This is a genomic window from Acinetobacter sp. YH01020, assembly GCF_013420275.1.
Taxonomy (GTDB): domain Bacteria; phylum Pseudomonadota; class Gammaproteobacteria; order Pseudomonadales; family Moraxellaceae; genus Acinetobacter; species Acinetobacter amyesii.
In genome coordinates, this window is record NZ_VOYN01000024.1 from 22,140 (window position 1) to 35,783 (window position 13,644).

Annotated in this window: 13 protein-coding genes and 1 pseudogene; 10 read left to right on the top strand and 4 right to left on the bottom strand. The window is 39.7% G+C overall.

The window, feature by feature from the left end; translation table 11 throughout:
• The first annotated feature begins 119 nt into the window (after positions 1–119).
• The 4 genes from pheA (at position 120) to FTT85_RS10455 (ending at position 5,127) form a co-directional block, all read left to right on the top strand.
• Complete coding sequence (gene pheA, locus FTT85_RS10440) at positions 120–1,229, top strand: prephenate dehydratase (protein ID WP_078194414.1); 1,110 nt, start codon at positions 120–122, stop codon at positions 1,227–1,229.
• 69 nt (positions 1,230–1,298) lie between these two features.
• Positions 1,299–2,390, top strand: a complete 1,092-nt coding sequence (gene hisC, locus FTT85_RS10445; RefSeq protein WP_180010858.1) for a histidinol-phosphate transaminase — start codon at positions 1,299–1,301, stop codon at positions 2,388–2,390.
• A 3-nt stretch (positions 2,391–2,393) separates the two neighbouring features.
• Positions 2,394–4,643, top strand: coding sequence for a bifunctional prephenate dehydrogenase/3-phosphoshikimate 1-carboxyvinyltransferase (locus FTT85_RS10450; RefSeq protein WP_180095076.1), 2,250 nt, complete (start codon positions 2,394–2,396; stop codon positions 4,641–4,643).
• Positions 4,644–4,755: 112 nt separating this feature from the next.
• Positions 4,756–5,127, top strand: coding sequence for a hypothetical protein (locus FTT85_RS10455; protein WP_180010854.1), 372 nt, complete (start codon positions 4,756–4,758; stop codon positions 5,125–5,127).
• Between the two features lie 82 nt (positions 5,128–5,209).
• On the opposite strand, the gene FTT85_RS10460 is transcribed toward FTT85_RS10455, so the two are convergent.
• A complete protein-coding gene (locus tag FTT85_RS10460) occupies positions 5,210–5,734 on the bottom strand; it encodes a hypothetical protein (RefSeq protein ID WP_180183500.1) in 525 nt (174 codons plus the stop codon).
• Between the two features lie 283 nt (positions 5,735–6,017).
• Positions 6,018–6,644 carry an alpha/beta hydrolase gene (locus tag FTT85_RS10465; protein ID WP_078189088.1) on the bottom strand — a complete coding sequence of 209 codons (627 nt, stop codon included), beginning with the start codon at positions 6,642–6,644 and terminating at the stop codon, positions 6,018–6,020.
• Positions 6,645–6,768: 124 nt separating this feature from the next.
• Here FTT85_RS10465 and yaaA point away from each other — a divergent pair, with 124 nt between their 5' ends.
• From yaaA to FTT85_RS10485, 4 genes are all read left to right on the top strand, one after another.
• Positions 6,769–7,551, top strand: coding sequence for a peroxide stress protein YaaA (gene yaaA / locus FTT85_RS10470; RefSeq protein WP_078189087.1), 783 nt, complete (start codon positions 6,769–6,771; stop codon positions 7,549–7,551).
• Between the two features lie 957 nt (positions 7,552–8,508).
• Entirely contained in the window at positions 8,509–9,831 is a 1,323-nt protein-coding gene (locus FTT85_RS10475; RefSeq protein WP_180183501.1) for an NCS2 family permease, read from the top strand.
• Positions 9,832–9,897: 66 nt separating this feature from the next.
• Positions 9,898–10,899: an adenosine deaminase gene (locus tag FTT85_RS10480; protein ID WP_180183502.1), complete on the top strand. Its 1,002-nt coding sequence runs from the start codon at positions 9,898–9,900 to the stop codon at positions 10,897–10,899.
• 56 nt (positions 10,900–10,955) lie between these two features.
• On the top strand, positions 10,956–11,330 hold the full coding sequence (locus FTT85_RS10485; protein WP_180183503.1) for a hypothetical protein: 375 nt from the start codon (positions 10,956–10,958) through the stop codon (positions 11,328–11,330).
• A gap of 52 nt (positions 11,331–11,382) precedes the next feature.
• On the opposite strand, the pseudogene FTT85_RS10490 reads toward FTT85_RS10485, so the two are convergent.
• Positions 11,383–11,941: pseudogene (locus FTT85_RS10490) on the bottom strand (cytochrome b).
• A 212-nt stretch (positions 11,942–12,153) separates the two neighbouring features.
• Between FTT85_RS10490 and FTT85_RS10495 the strand changes: the two are divergent.
• Both FTT85_RS10495 and rnhB read left to right on the top strand, forming a co-directional pair.
• Complete coding sequence (locus FTT85_RS10495; protein WP_168379346.1) at positions 12,154–12,540, top strand: hypothetical protein; 387 nt, start codon at positions 12,154–12,156, stop codon at positions 12,538–12,540.
• A 93-nt stretch (positions 12,541–12,633) separates the two neighbouring features.
• Complete coding sequence (gene rnhB, locus FTT85_RS10500) at positions 12,634–13,200, top strand: ribonuclease HII (protein WP_180023961.1); 567 nt, start codon at positions 12,634–12,636, stop codon at positions 13,198–13,200.
• 95 nt (positions 13,201–13,295) lie between these two features.
• Here rnhB and csrA read toward each other — a convergent pair whose 3' ends face one another.
• The gene (gene csrA, locus FTT85_RS10505; protein ID WP_078189080.1) at positions 13,296–13,550 is read right to left on the bottom strand and encodes a carbon storage regulator CsrA; all 255 of its coding nucleotides are present in this window, start codon (positions 13,548–13,550) and stop codon (positions 13,296–13,298) included.
• Positions 13,551–13,644 lie beyond the last annotated feature (94 nt).

A 13,644-nucleotide genomic window follows, 5' to 3' on the forward strand; every position in this document is an offset into this window, starting at 1 on the left:
TGAAGCTTTAATCAACTGTATGTTTTTAAGGCTGAAACCATCAAAGTCGTATTGCGCAACATTTGAAAGCTAACTATTGTTATACTGTTTGCAAAATTTTTTTGAAGGGCGACATAGCAATGATCAACGATGATCAAAACACTCCGACTTCTCTGGACTTAGCTCAAATTCGTGAAGATATCGACTCTGTTGATATGCAGATTCAACAACTTATCAATCGTCGTGCGAAACTAGCTGAGGCAGTTGCAAAAGCAAAATTTGCTGCTGAAGAGAATCCACTGTTTTATCGTCCTGAACGTGAAGCACAAGTTTTACGTAAAGTTATGGATCGTAACGAAGGCCCATTGTCTGATGTGACAATGGCACGTTTATTCCGTGAGATCATGTCGGCTTGTTTAGCCCTTGAAGCACCGCAAAGTATTGCGTTCTTAGGTCCAGTTGGGACATATACACATTCGGCGGTGTTGAAACACTTTGGTCAAGACGCTGTTGTTCGCCCTCTTCCAACGATTGATGAAGTATTCCGCGAAGTAGAAGCAGGCAGTGCGCACTATGGTTTAGTGCCTGTAGAGAACTCATCTGAAGGTGTAGTGAACCACACCCTAGATTGCTTCAAATCTTCACATCTGAATGTTATTGGTGAAGTGGAGCTGCGTATTCATCACCAGTTCCTAGTGTCTGAAAACACACGTAAAGACAGCATTAAACAAATTTATGCTCATCAACAAACTTTGGCGCAATGCCGTGGTTGGTTAGATGCTCATTATCCAGGTGTAGAACGTGTTGCACTCAGTTCAAATGCAGAAGCTGCACGCCGTATTCGCAATGAATGGCACTCAGCAGCAATTGCTTCTGAAGTCGCTGCGAACATTTACAACCTTGAAATTTTGCATAGCAATATTGAAGACAATCCTGAAAATACTACTCGTTTCTTGGTGATTGGTCGTGAGAAAGTACCGCAATCGGGCAATGATAAAACTTCATTGTTGATTTCTGCGCATGACCGTGCGGGGGCCTTACTTGAAATTCTTGCACCGTTTGCCAAGCATAATATTAGCTTAACAAGTATCGAAACACGTCCTGCATTACCAGAAAAATGGGCTTATGTATTCTTTGTGGACTTGGAAGGTCATGTTGAGCAAGAAAACGTGAAAGCGGCAATTGAAGAAATTCGTCCGTTAGTAAAAGAAATTCGTGTATTGGGTTCATATCCGATTGCTGTTCTTTAAGATCACAACTGTGATCAATTCCATCAGGAGTTGATCACCTTCATCATTTGAAAAAACTGGAAGTGTAAAATGACGTTTGTCCCAGCCAATGAAGGCATTGCAAAGCTAAAGCCTTACCAACCAGGTAAACCAATTAGTGAACTTGAGCGTGAGTTGGGTATTACAGATATCGTAAAACTCGCATCAAATGAAAACCCATTGGGTTGTTCTGACAAAGTGAAAGAAGCGGTTGCTGCTGAACTTGCAGAAATTGGTCGATATCCGGATGGTGGCGGTTTTATTTTGAAAGACCAAGTTGAAAAACAATTTGGTATTGCACATGACCGTATTACGTTGGGTAATGGTTCAAACGATCTTCTAGAAATTTTTGCTCGTGCTTTTGTTTCAGAGCAAGACTCTGTGGTGTATAGCCAACACGCATTTGCTGTGTATGGTCTGGTGACACAAGCCATTAATGCTGAAGCGATTGAAGTGCCTGCAAAAGGTTTTTCACATGACCTAGATGCAATGGCTGCGGCAATCAAAGACAATACTAAATTGATTTTTATTGCGAACCCAAATAATCCAACAGGTACATGGTTTGAAGAAGCTGAATTTGAAGCGTTCATGCAAAAAGTACCTGCAAATGTGATCGTGGTTTTAGATGAAGCCTATGTGGAATATTTCCCAGAAAACTTCAACAGCTTGAAATTCTTAGATCAATACGCAAACTTAATCGTTAGCCGTACCATGTCAAAATGCTATGGCTTGGCTGCGTTACGTGTTGGTTTTGCCTTGGCTTCAGTTGAAGTGACGGATTTCCTCAATCGTATTCGTCAACCATTTAACGTCAACCATTTAGCAATGGTTGCTGCAGTTGCTGCACTTAAAGATGAAGCGTTCATTGAAAAATCACGTGTAGTCAATAAAGCAGGTATGGCTCAACTTGAGTCAGGCTTTGATGCTTTAGGTTTAGCGTATGTACCTTCACGTGCCAACTTCATTTTAGTAAATGTAAAAGCAGATCCTGCACAGACTTTCAATGCTTTATTAAAAGAAGGTGTGATTGTTCGTCCAGTTGGTATCCCTGAGCATTTACGTGTATCAATTGGGACTGAAGCTGAAAATGCTAAATTCTTAGCGGCATTGGCTAAAGTTTTGGGCTTAGAGGTTAAAGCTTAAGTCATGTCTGTGCCACTATTTGAAAAAGTTGCTTTTATTGGGCTTGGACTGATTGGCTCAAGCCTAGCTCGTGTCATGATTGCTGAAGGATTGGCTAAGGAAATTGTGGCGTCTACGCGTTCACAAAAAACTTTAGAAGATGCAAAAGCTTTAGGGCTTATTCAGCAGGGTTATAGCGATCCTGCTGAAGCGGTCAAAGGTGCAGATCTCGTTGTCTTGGCTTTGCCTGTACGTGCGACACAAAAAGTCCTTGAAGCGATCAAGCCTTATCTATCCGAACAGACGATTATTACCGATGTTGGAAGTACCAAAGGCAATGTCGTTGATGCAGCGAAAGCAGTCTATGGTGAGCAATTACCTGCTGGTTTTGTACCAGGGCATCCGATTGCTGGGGCTGAACTGACAGGTGTGCATGCCGGTAAAGTGGATTTATTTGCTAATCACAAAGTGATTTTGACACCTTTACCTAGCAGTGCAGATTGGGCTGTAGAGAAACTGATTCAATTGTGGCAAGCTGCTAAAGCGGAAGTGATTTGCATGGATGTGGAAAAACACGATGAAGTGTTGGCCCATACCAGTCATCTTCCGCATTTGATGGCATTTAACTTGGTTGAGCAACTCGCGAACCGAGAAGACAATTTAGATATTTTCCGTTATGCCGCTGGCGGTTTTCGTGATTTCTCACGCATTGCTGCAAGCGACCCACATATGTGGCATGACATCTTTTTTGCCAATAAAAAGGCAATTTTAAATGCGGTAGATGGCTTTGAAAAACAATTGGCTATTCTTCGCAAACTGATTGAAGATGAAAACTCACAAGCGTTGATGGGACTGTTGGGACATGCACAAGCGGCACGCCAACATTTCAATCACATGCTCGCAAAGAAACCACTGATGGAGAAAAATAAAGTGACGACACAGCAATTCAAAATTTTACCGGGTCCAAAGCAATTCCAAGGTAAATTTACTGTGCCAGGTGATAAATCTGTGTCACATCGCTCTATCATGTTTGGTGCTATTGCAGAAGGCACAACGCATGTCACTGGTTTTCTAGAAGGTGAAGATGCCTTGGCAACTCTCCAAGCATTCCGCGATATGGGTGTGAGTATTGAAGGACCTAAAAACGGCGAAGTTACCATTCATGGTGTAGGCATGCATGGTTTAAAAGCACCAGCAGGCGCTTTGTATATGGGTAACTCAGGCACTTCAATGCGTTTGCTTTCAGGCATGTTGTCGGCACAGAAGTTTGATTCGGTGATGACGGGTGATGCGTCATTATCAAAACGTCCAATGGAACGTATTGCAAAACCATTACGTGAAATGGGTGCGCAAATTCAAACCACAGGTGAGCGTGGTACGCCGCCCGTGTCTATTTCTGGAAGTCAAAACCTGAAAGGTATTCACTACGACTTACCTATGGCATCTGCACAAGTAAAATCTGGTATTTTGTTGGCAGGTCTTTGGGCGGAAGGTGAAACTGTTGTCACTGAGCCAGAACCGACACGTGACCATTCAGAGCGTATGCTTCGTGCATTTGGTTATGACGTGAAAACAGAAGGCAACCGCATTTCACTTCAAGGTGGTGGCAAGTTAGTCGGTACAGACATTCAAGTACCCTCTGACATTTCATCTGCAGCATTCTTTATGGTGGGTGCAGCGATTACTGAAGGTTCAGATGTCACACTTGAAGCGGTCGGCATTAATCCAACACGTACAGGTGTGATCGAAATTTTAAAACAGATGGGTGCTGACCTGACTGTTGAAAATGAACGTATCGCTGGCGGTGAGCCGATTGCAGATATTCGTATTCGTGGTTCACGTACACTCAAAGGCATTCATATGCCAGAAGATCAAGTGCCATTGGCGATTGATGAATTCCCAGCGTTATTTATTGCTGCTGCATGTGCAGAGGGTCAAACCATTTTGACTGGTGCAGCTGAACTTCGAGTGAAAGAGTCGGATCGTATTCAAGTGATGGCAGATGGCCTAAAAATTATGGGTATCGATTGTACGCCAACCGAGGACGGCATTATCATTGAAGGTCAAGGCAAAGCGGGTGAGTGGGGTGCAATCTTCACAGGTGGTCAAATCGAATCACATCATGACCACCGTATTGCAATGAGCTTCTCAATGGCAGGTTTACGTACTTCGGGTGAAATTAATATCGTGGGTACAGAAACTGTTGCGACCAGCTTCCCGACATTTACAGAGCTAGCGACTCAAGCCGGTTTAACGATTGCGGTAAGTGAATAAATAATTCACTAAATTTGTATATTTATTCAACAACAGCCAAGCAAATGCTTGGCTGTTTGGTTTTAATTGCTTATGCTAAAACTATACAACAAGAATGTCTTTGGATAGATACATGAGAAAACTACAATTCACCGCCCATAGCGATTCAAATCGAGTTGAAAGCAGTGCTGATACGCAAACTCAAGTGGCTGAGTTTTTAGCAAGTAAGCTTGAGAAATATGGCTTTCAAACGTTATCGCAAAGTGGTGATCAGATTGCAGTCAGTGTCGATCAACATGAATTGCCACTTTCAGTGACATGTCAGGGGCAGGATGAATCAGGTCGTCTAGTCTGTGAAATTACCTCTTATCCAGATGAAGACCAAGATTGGTTAGATCGTATTACTGAGCAAAGTTTGTTGAATCAATTGGCTCAAGCGGTCGAAAACAGTTTAAAAGAAGAAGACTCGTATAGTGAGTTTCAATGGAAACAAATGACGAAATGAACTGAAAAATTGAATTAAAAATCATCTATAAAAAAGCAGCATAGTGCTGCTTTTTTATTTTTTAACGGTGTATCGAACAACGTTATAGACATTCAATATTGATAGGATTAATAGTTCGATTGCTCTTTTTCACATAGTCACACATTTTTTCTGACTCTTGTTCATTGAGTCCCCAAAACACAATCACACCACGTTGATCAGTCAATTTGCTATCGCTAAGATAAATATAATGGGTGTCATGATAGTTTTTATCGAGCATATCTTTATATTTTTGATCGGTAAAAGATGAACAAGACGAAATTTCAGCTTCTTTACACACCGAGTCACTCGAACAGCGTTGCTTAAAGGTTGAAATCATATTCATGGTGTCAGTGCTGTTGAGTTGGGCTTCACACACTTGGCTGTTGGGAAAGTCATAGACCATCTTTAAGCTAAAATCACGACCATCGACATTCATCTTGTATGACGCAGTCAAATAGGCTTTGGGACCATCGTTCGCAGCAACCGTAGATGCTGGCAAATTTGTCGTTGTGGATGGGGGTGAATTAAAATAATAGACCAAAGCTGCAATGCCTAGACTTAAAATCACAGCAACAATAAATTTCATTTTTCCCTCTAAATTTTATCTTAATTTTTCTGGGTATTATTTCTGTAGTTGATTATTTAAACAAGTAAATTATTGGTTTTTAGATAAAAAATTGAGGCGTAATCAAAATTAAACGAGCATCGGCTTAAGTCATTACATGTTGAACGAATTATGATCGCTAATGCAAAAAAAAATGGATAAATCGAAAAGCGAGTAGTTCAGTTTATCTGAAATATTGGGGGAATAGAGCGTTCGCTAGGCAAAAAAAATGAGCCAGTTAAGCTGACTCATTTTTTTGTATTTTTTATACTAAAAAGCGTGAAATTGCGATACGAAGCTGTTTTAGATAACCTGTAAAGAAGTGGTTTGCACCTGGTAAAACCGTGATTAAATGGCGCTGTGGTTTGGCCCACTGAATCAAGTCAGATAACAGTGTGACATTATCTTCTTCACCATGAATAAATAAAATATCCCCCTTGATATGCGGTGTCACATAGTGACGTACACCTGCAACTGTTGTGGTTGGTAGGCCACATAAAATAGTTTGTACAGGCTGCAATTCTACTGGCAATAGGGCATAGCATTTAGTCATGACATTTGCACCAAAACTAAAACCGCCTGCATAAAATGGCAGGTTCGGATGTTGGTTACGAGCAAATTCAATGACTTGCATAGTGTCTTTGGTTTCACCATTGCCTTCGTCATGTATTCCTGCACTTTGGCCAGAACCACGGAAACTTGGGCGGTAAACAACATAGCCACGTTCTAAGAACATTTGCGCTAAAAGCACAGGGACTTTGTGCTGTGGTGTACCACCTTGCAATGGGTGAGGGTGTGTAACTACCGCGAATCCTTTCACTTCACCCTGTGGATAATCAACAAAAATTTCAAGTTGACCCATCGGCCCTTGAATGAACATTTGTTCTGACATAATGACTAAAATGTGAAAGCGGGAGAGTCTATAGTTTACAGATTAATATTATCTAAAACACAGATTGGATTTGAAAATACTCTACTGTTATAGTTTGTTTAATTAAAAATTAATCAGGATGTTTATGCTCGCTTTAATTTCTCCAGCAAAAACTTTAGATTACGAAACCGCTTTACCGACTGAAAAATTCACTCAACCACGGCTATTAGATCATTCTGAAGAATTGATCTCAGTCGCACGTAAATTGTCGGCAAGTGAAATTTCAAGCTTGATGAGTGTCAGTGAGAAAATTGCGACTTTAAATGTTGAGCGCTTCCGAGATTGGCAGCCTGATTTTGATTTTGCCAATGCACGTCAAGCAATTTTTGCCTTTAAAGGTGACGTGTATACCGGTTTAGATGCTTATCAACTTGCAAATACTGACCTTCAATACGCACAAACCCATTTGCGTATGCTCTCGGGTCTCTACGGTTTATTGCGTCCACTGGATTTAATGATGCCATATCGTTTAGAGATGGGGACCAAGTTGCAAAACCCACGTGGACATAACTTGTACGAGTTTTGGGATAATACAATCACCAATCTCATCAATGACGATTTGGAAAAAGCCGGCTCTGAACTTTTGGTCAACATCGCTTCAGATGAATACTATAAGTCGGTCAAAGAATCAAAAATTAAAGCCGAAATCATCAAACCTGTTTTTCTGGATCAAAAGAACGGCAAATATAAAGTCATCAGCTTCTATGCCAAAAAAGCACGTGGCCTAATGGCGCGTTATTTGTTGGAAAATAAAATTGAACGTATTGAAGATATCAAGTCGTTCAATACCGATGGTTATTATTTCGATGCAGAGAGTAGCTTAAAGGGCGAATTGGTCTTTAAGCGAGACGAACAACAAGCCGCTTAATTTCGAAATTGAAAAACTTAGACCGAAAAGAATATGAATAGCCGCTGCTTAGAACTCAGCGGCTTTTTTTATCTTCTTCATTCGAGATGTAATGGTGGGTCTGTGAAATTGATCGTGCTTTAAATTTCGCAGGTGAAATGATCTATGATTTGAGGTTTTTTGCGGAAAAGGCTTCGAAAAAACATTCAGTTATTATCTTGTCTATCAGTCTAAAATATATTACAAAGTTAACATTGATCGAACAAATAGCTTATTAAATGACTTAATAAGATATAAAATTGTGAAATACATCACTTTTTTGTTTAAGTTTTTTGTTATTATAGCTAAATATTTAAACATGAATAAAATTTTGTTATGAAAAAAATACTGATACCAATTTTTATACTCAGCATTGTGTTTTTAGGGTTTAGTGTTTATAAGAATGCAGAGTTAAAGCGACAGCAAGAAATTAATCATGTGTTCAATGATGATTTGAGCGCATCACCTTATATGCGCTAAAAAAAATCAATCTTGCTGCTTTTGCATTGAGCTCAAGCATGGTCTTGAAGTGTTCGTTTAAATATTGATATTTTGTTTTTATATATAATAATTTGAAACTTTATAAAGAAAACAATGTCTTAAATTTACTAAATTGAAAAGCGATGAAAATGTGGAAACATTAAAAAATCAATGTGTTATAATTTGCCGAAATTAATTTGATCAGTATTTATTGATATTAAATACGAATTAAATGACATAAATAGAGGAGCTGCATAGGTTTATGCAGCTTTTTTGTTTGCAAATTTCAACATTTGTACTGTGTTGTATGCTGTTGAAAATAGGATTTTTTAAAGCCTACAATCTGCCGAATTGGCATATTCGTTGCTTAGGCATACATAAAATTAATGATGAATACATCACATGATTAATTTTGTGGAATGCTTATATGCATAAAGTTTACTTCATAGGGGCTAGGTCATGACGACTCCTAATCCATCTTCCGAGAACATGCTTGAACGTCTGTTTAAACTGAGCGAAAACAAAACCAGTTTCAAAACAGAAGTCATTGCAGGTGTAACTACTTTCTTGACAATGTGTTACATCATTATTGTCAATCCAATGATTTTGTCCGAAACGGGTATGGATCATGGCGCTGTTTTTGTCGCAACCTGTTTAGCAGCAGCCATTGGCTGTTTGGTGATGGGTATTGTTGCTAACTATCCTATTGCCTTAGCACCCGGTATGGGTTTAAACGCTTACTTTACCTATTCTGTATGTTTGGGTATGGGCGTGGATTGGCAAACTGCTTTAGCAGCTGTTTTTGTCTCTGGCCTTGTTTTTATCGCTATCAGCATGTTCAAAATCCGTGAAGCGATTGTCAATGCGATTCCAATGTCGCTTAAACTGGCGATCGGCGGCGGTATTGGTTTATTCCTTGCGCTGGTTTCTTTGAAAAATGCCGGCATTATTGTTGATAACCCTGCAACACTGGTCAGTCTGGGTGATTTAAAACAGCCGTCTGTCTTGTTAGCTTTACTTGGCTTCTTGATGGTTGTGGTTATGCATCACTTCAAAGTACGAGGTGCAATCATCATCAGTATTTTGGTGATTACTGCAATTTCAACCCTGCTGGGCTTCAACGAATTTAAAGGTGTTGTAGGTGCTATTCCTTCAATCGCTCCAACATTCATGCAAATGAACTTCGAAGGTCTATTCACCGCAAGTTTGATTGGCGTGATCTTTGTATTCTTCTTGGTCGATTTATTTGATTCTACAGGTACATTGGTCGGTGTATCACACCGTGCAGGTTTATTAAAAGACGGTAAATTACCACGTTTGAAGAAAGCATTATTTGCAGACTCATCTGCAATTGTTGCGGGTGCGGCATTGGGTACGTCATCAACTACGCCTTATATTGAATCATCAGCAGGTGTTGCTGCCGGTGGTCGTACAGGTTTAACTGCAGTTGTAGTTGCTGTATTGTTTATTTTGGCATTGTTCTTAGCACCACTTGCTCAGTCTGTACCAGGTTTTGCAACTGCGCCAGCATTGTTGTTTGTTGGCGTGTTGATGATTCAAGGTATCGTTCATATTGAGTGGGATGATATTACTGAAGCAGTCCCTGCATTCTTAACAATTGTATTTATGCCGTTTACCTATTCAATTGCAGACGGTATTGCAATGGGCTTCATCAGCTATGCATTAGTTAAATTGCTTACAGGTAAGGCGAAAACTGTACCGTATATGGTATGGATTATTGCTGTACTTTGGGCATTAAAATTTGCTGCATTTGGCGGTTAATACTGTCAAACAGCGAAAGGGTGTAAACTCAGTTTGCACCCTTTTTTATTTTTATGAGGATAAGAGATGGATCAACTTGAGCTGATTCGCGCTTTGCCAAAAGCAGAGCTACATGTGCATATTGAAGGGACATTTGAGCCTGAACTCATGTTTGCAATTGCCCAACGCAACAATATTGCAATCCCTTATCAATCAGTCGAAGAATTAAAAGAAGCGTATAACTTTCATAATTTACAGTCTTTTTTAGACATTTATTATGCAGGTGCAAATGTACTGATTCATGAGCAAGATTTTTATGATTTAGCATGGGCATATTTCGAAAAATGTGAAGAAGATCATGTGGTTCATACTGAAATGTTCTTCGACCCACAAACCCATACAGACCGTGGTGTTGCTTTTGAAACGGTTTTGAATGGCTTACAACGCGCGTGTGATGATGCTAAAACGAAACTGGGCATTAGCTCACATCTGATTATGTGCTTTTTGCGTCATTTATCTGAAGACGCAGCATTTGCAACTCTAGAACAAGCTTTACCATATAAAGATCAAATTATTGGTGTCGGTTTAGATTCGAGTGAAGTGGGTCATCCACCATCAAAATTTGAACGTGTTTTTGCAAAAGCCCGTGAAGCCGGTTTTCTTATCGTTGCGCATGCAGGGGAAGAAGGTCCAGCAGAATACGTATGGGAAGCCTTGGATTTGTTGAAAGTAAATCGTGTTGACCATGGTGTACGTTCAGAAGAAGATCCTGCTTTGATGCAACGTTTAATTGCAGAGAAAATGCCATTAACCGTTTGCCCATTGAGCAATTTAAAGCTATGCGTGGTCAAAGATATGGCTGAGCATAATATTCGCCGTCTATTGCAACAAGGTGTGCATGTGACCGTCAATTCAGATGATCCATCGTACTTTGGTGGTTATATTAATGATAACTTCATTGCGATCACCAAAGCGCTTGATCTAAGCAATGCAGAGTTAAAGCAACTGGCAATCAACTCTTTTGAAGCATCATTTATTTCAGTTGCTGAAAAGCAAGCTTGGATTAAAAAGATTGAAGCGTTGAATTAATAATCAGCGTATAATCTCAGGCAGTGAATATTCACTGCCTTTTTTATGTTTAAATCATGCTTTTCTCTCATTCAAATCGCTCTATATTTGCCCCATCGATTACATTTTTAGCCTCAGTATTGATTTTATCGGCTGCTATTGCAGATAAATCAAGTTTAAGTCAGCGTATGCTAAAGCCTGTGATTGAATATCAATGCTCGCAAGAATTAAATAGTTCTAAAATTTGGAAAGGCGCTGCGTTGTTTATGAGTGCTCAACAGAAAAAAGACAATCAAACTGCGATTTGTCAGTGCGTGAGTGAGCATGCCATGGATGATATTAGTGCGAAAGATCTGATGACTGCTGCAGTGAATGAAACTGAAAAGAATAAACTGATTTCTAAAGCGGTTTTGAATAGTATGCGTGGCTGTGCTCAGCAAGTGCTGAATTAAAAGATGATGCTCACAATAAAAGCCACATGATGTGGCTTTTATTTTGTCTTTATTAGGGTTTTGGTTGTCGTGTCATGCTTTTGAGCACATGGTCTTTATCAATAAAATGATGTTTCAATGCTGCCAAAATATGACCCACTAAGAGCAATCCTGCTGCCCAAGAAATCCAAATATGTAATGGTTTCACGATGGCTAATAATTCAGAATTATCTTGTACCAAACGTGGTATTTCAAACAAATACAATACGGGAGCAGGGTGACCTGCACTCCAGCTAAATAAGCAACCTGTAATCGGTAAAGCCAGTAGTACAAAATACAGTGCTAAATGACCCAAATGTGCCAAGGTTTTCATGCCGGATGACATACTGTCAGGTAATTCAGGTGTGGGGTGGGTATAGCGCCAAAAGATTCGTATCACCACCAAAAAAAATAATCGTAGTCGCAATATTTTTATGGAGGGTAATGACTTGTCCTTTAAAGCTGCCATCGACGTCATAACTCAGAAAATTGCCACTATAAAAGCCAATTAACTATGCCACGATGAATATGATCGCCATCAGCCAATGTAAGACCTGAGCTGTTCGAGTGTAGTATTGTGTGTTATTGCTCATGTTGATTATTTAAGCGTTCAATCTTATGCAGATTCTAATACAGACCACAAAAATATGCGTCGTTTAAAATCGGGACACTGTGTTGTGAATATGCAACACAGGCTTTGATGATTAACTACACAATTACCGAATTTATTTTAAATAGTCATATCGGATGGTGTGTGATTTGGGGCACAATATGCGCGTTAATTAACAGAACAAAGGAAATATTCGTGAAAAAATTAGTTGCTGTTCTAGCGCCATTAGCGCTTGTTCTTTCTGCATGTGCTGCGACTGGTACAACAGGTACAAGTTCTACAGGTACAACTTCAGCAAACAGCTTGGCAATGATGGCGGTTAAAGTGGGTGTTCAAGCGAAATGCGTGACTGAGCTTAATAACAACAGCTACTGGAAAACAGGTTCAAAATTATTAACAGAAACTCAAAAATCTGAACTACAAACTGAAGTGTGTTCATGTGTAGGCGAGAAAGCGACAACTAGCGTGACTGCAACGGATTTGGTTGTAGCAGCAATGGATAAAACTTCACAAGCTAATCTTGCGGCTAAAATTGTGACAAATACTTTAAATGCTTGCGTGATCGAAACATTTAAAAACTAAGATTTAGAACATTTTATACGACCCAGACATTGGTATTGCTGAGTATTAGCAAATCCAAATTAAGGGTCGTATTTTATTTTGAGTGAGAGATATATGAAAATTGCTGGTGCAGATGAAGCGGGTCGCGGTCCATTGGTGGGTTCGGTTGTTGCGGCAGCTGTCATTTTAGATCCAAATAACCCGATTGAAGGTTTAAACGATTCTAAAAAGCTCACTGAAAAAAAACGTGAAAAGTTATTTATTGAGATTCAAGAAAAAGCCTTGGCTTGGGCGATTGCTGAAAGTTCCGCACAAGAAATTGATGAGATCAATATTTTGCAAGCATCATTACTTGCAATGCGTCGTGCAGTGGAAAAACTCAATGTACAGCCAGAACACGTGTTGGTAGATGGTAATAAAGTCCCAGCTGGTTTAGCGATGAGCTGTGATGCTGTGGTAGGCGGAGATGCGATTCATCCAGAGATTTCGGCTGCGAGTATTTTGGCAAAAGTGACTCGAGACCACGAAATGGTTGAGCTAGATGCAAAATATCCACAGTATGGTTTTGCGAAACACAAGGGCTATCCAACCAAAGCGCACTTCGAAGCGATTGCGCAGTATGGGGTGATTGATGAACATCGCCGCAGTTTTGGCCCCGTACGTAAAGTTCTAGAAGGGTAGTAATAAAGCTTAGTTGAACGTCTATAGTAAAAGCATGTTCTAGATAAATTTAAAGCGGCCTAATGAGCCGCTTTATGATTTAAACAACTTAAATCTTAGCGATTATAGTTATTTTGGGAATAATCAGTTTCTTCAAAAGATGGCTGATATTCTTGATCAATGTTTTGGAGATGTTCGTGCATTGCGCGTTCATGTTGAATTCGTTGGTAAATTTCTTCACGATGAACAGATACTTCTTTTGGAGCATTCACGCCAATACGAACCTGATTACCTTTAACACCAAGTACAGTCACGCTAACTTGGTCTCCAATCATTAATGTTTCTCCGACACGACGAGTCAGAATCAGCATGTTTCTCTCCTTGCAAAATGCAAAACCTGCAAATGATCTGTTATGTAAAATTCATAACTTGTAAAAGCAAAAAATTTAGCAGTGCATCTGAAAC

Excerpts from the sequence above, each read along its gene's own strand:
- pheA (WP_078194414.1), top strand. The coding sequence starts at position 120 with ATGATCAACGATGATCAAAACACTCCGACTTCTCTGGACTTAGCTCAA.
- hisC (WP_180010858.1), top strand. The coding sequence starts at position 1,299 with ATGACGTTTGTCCCAGCCAATGAAGGCATTGCAAAGCTAAAGCCTTAC.
- FTT85_RS10450 (WP_180095076.1), top strand. The coding sequence starts at position 2,394 with ATGTCTGTGCCACTATTTGAAAAAGTTGCTTTTATTGGGCTTGGACTG.
- FTT85_RS10455 (WP_180010854.1), top strand. The coding sequence starts at position 4,756 with ATGAGAAAACTACAATTCACCGCCCATAGCGATTCAAATCGAGTTGAA.
- FTT85_RS10460 (WP_180183500.1), bottom strand. The coding sequence starts at position 5,734 with ATGAAATTTATTGTTGCTGTGATTTTAAGTCTAGGCATTGCAGCTTTG.
- FTT85_RS10465 (WP_078189088.1), bottom strand. The coding sequence starts at position 6,644 with ATGTCAGAACAAATGTTCATTCAAGGGCCGATGGGTCAACTTGAAATT.
- yaaA (WP_078189087.1), top strand. The coding sequence starts at position 6,769 with ATGCTCGCTTTAATTTCTCCAGCAAAAACTTTAGATTACGAAACCGCT.
- FTT85_RS10475 (WP_180183501.1), top strand. The coding sequence starts at position 8,509 with ATGACGACTCCTAATCCATCTTCCGAGAACATGCTTGAACGTCTGTTT.
- FTT85_RS10480 (WP_180183502.1), top strand. The coding sequence starts at position 9,898 with ATGGATCAACTTGAGCTGATTCGCGCTTTGCCAAAAGCAGAGCTACAT.
- FTT85_RS10485 (WP_180183503.1), top strand. The coding sequence starts at position 10,956 with ATGCTTTTCTCTCATTCAAATCGCTCTATATTTGCCCCATCGATTACA.
- rnhB (WP_180023961.1), top strand. The coding sequence starts at position 12,634 with ATGAAAATTGCTGGTGCAGATGAAGCGGGTCGCGGTCCATTGGTGGGT.
- csrA (WP_078189080.1), bottom strand. The coding sequence starts at position 13,550 with ATGCTGATTCTGACTCGTCGTGTCGGAGAAACATTAATGATTGGAGAC.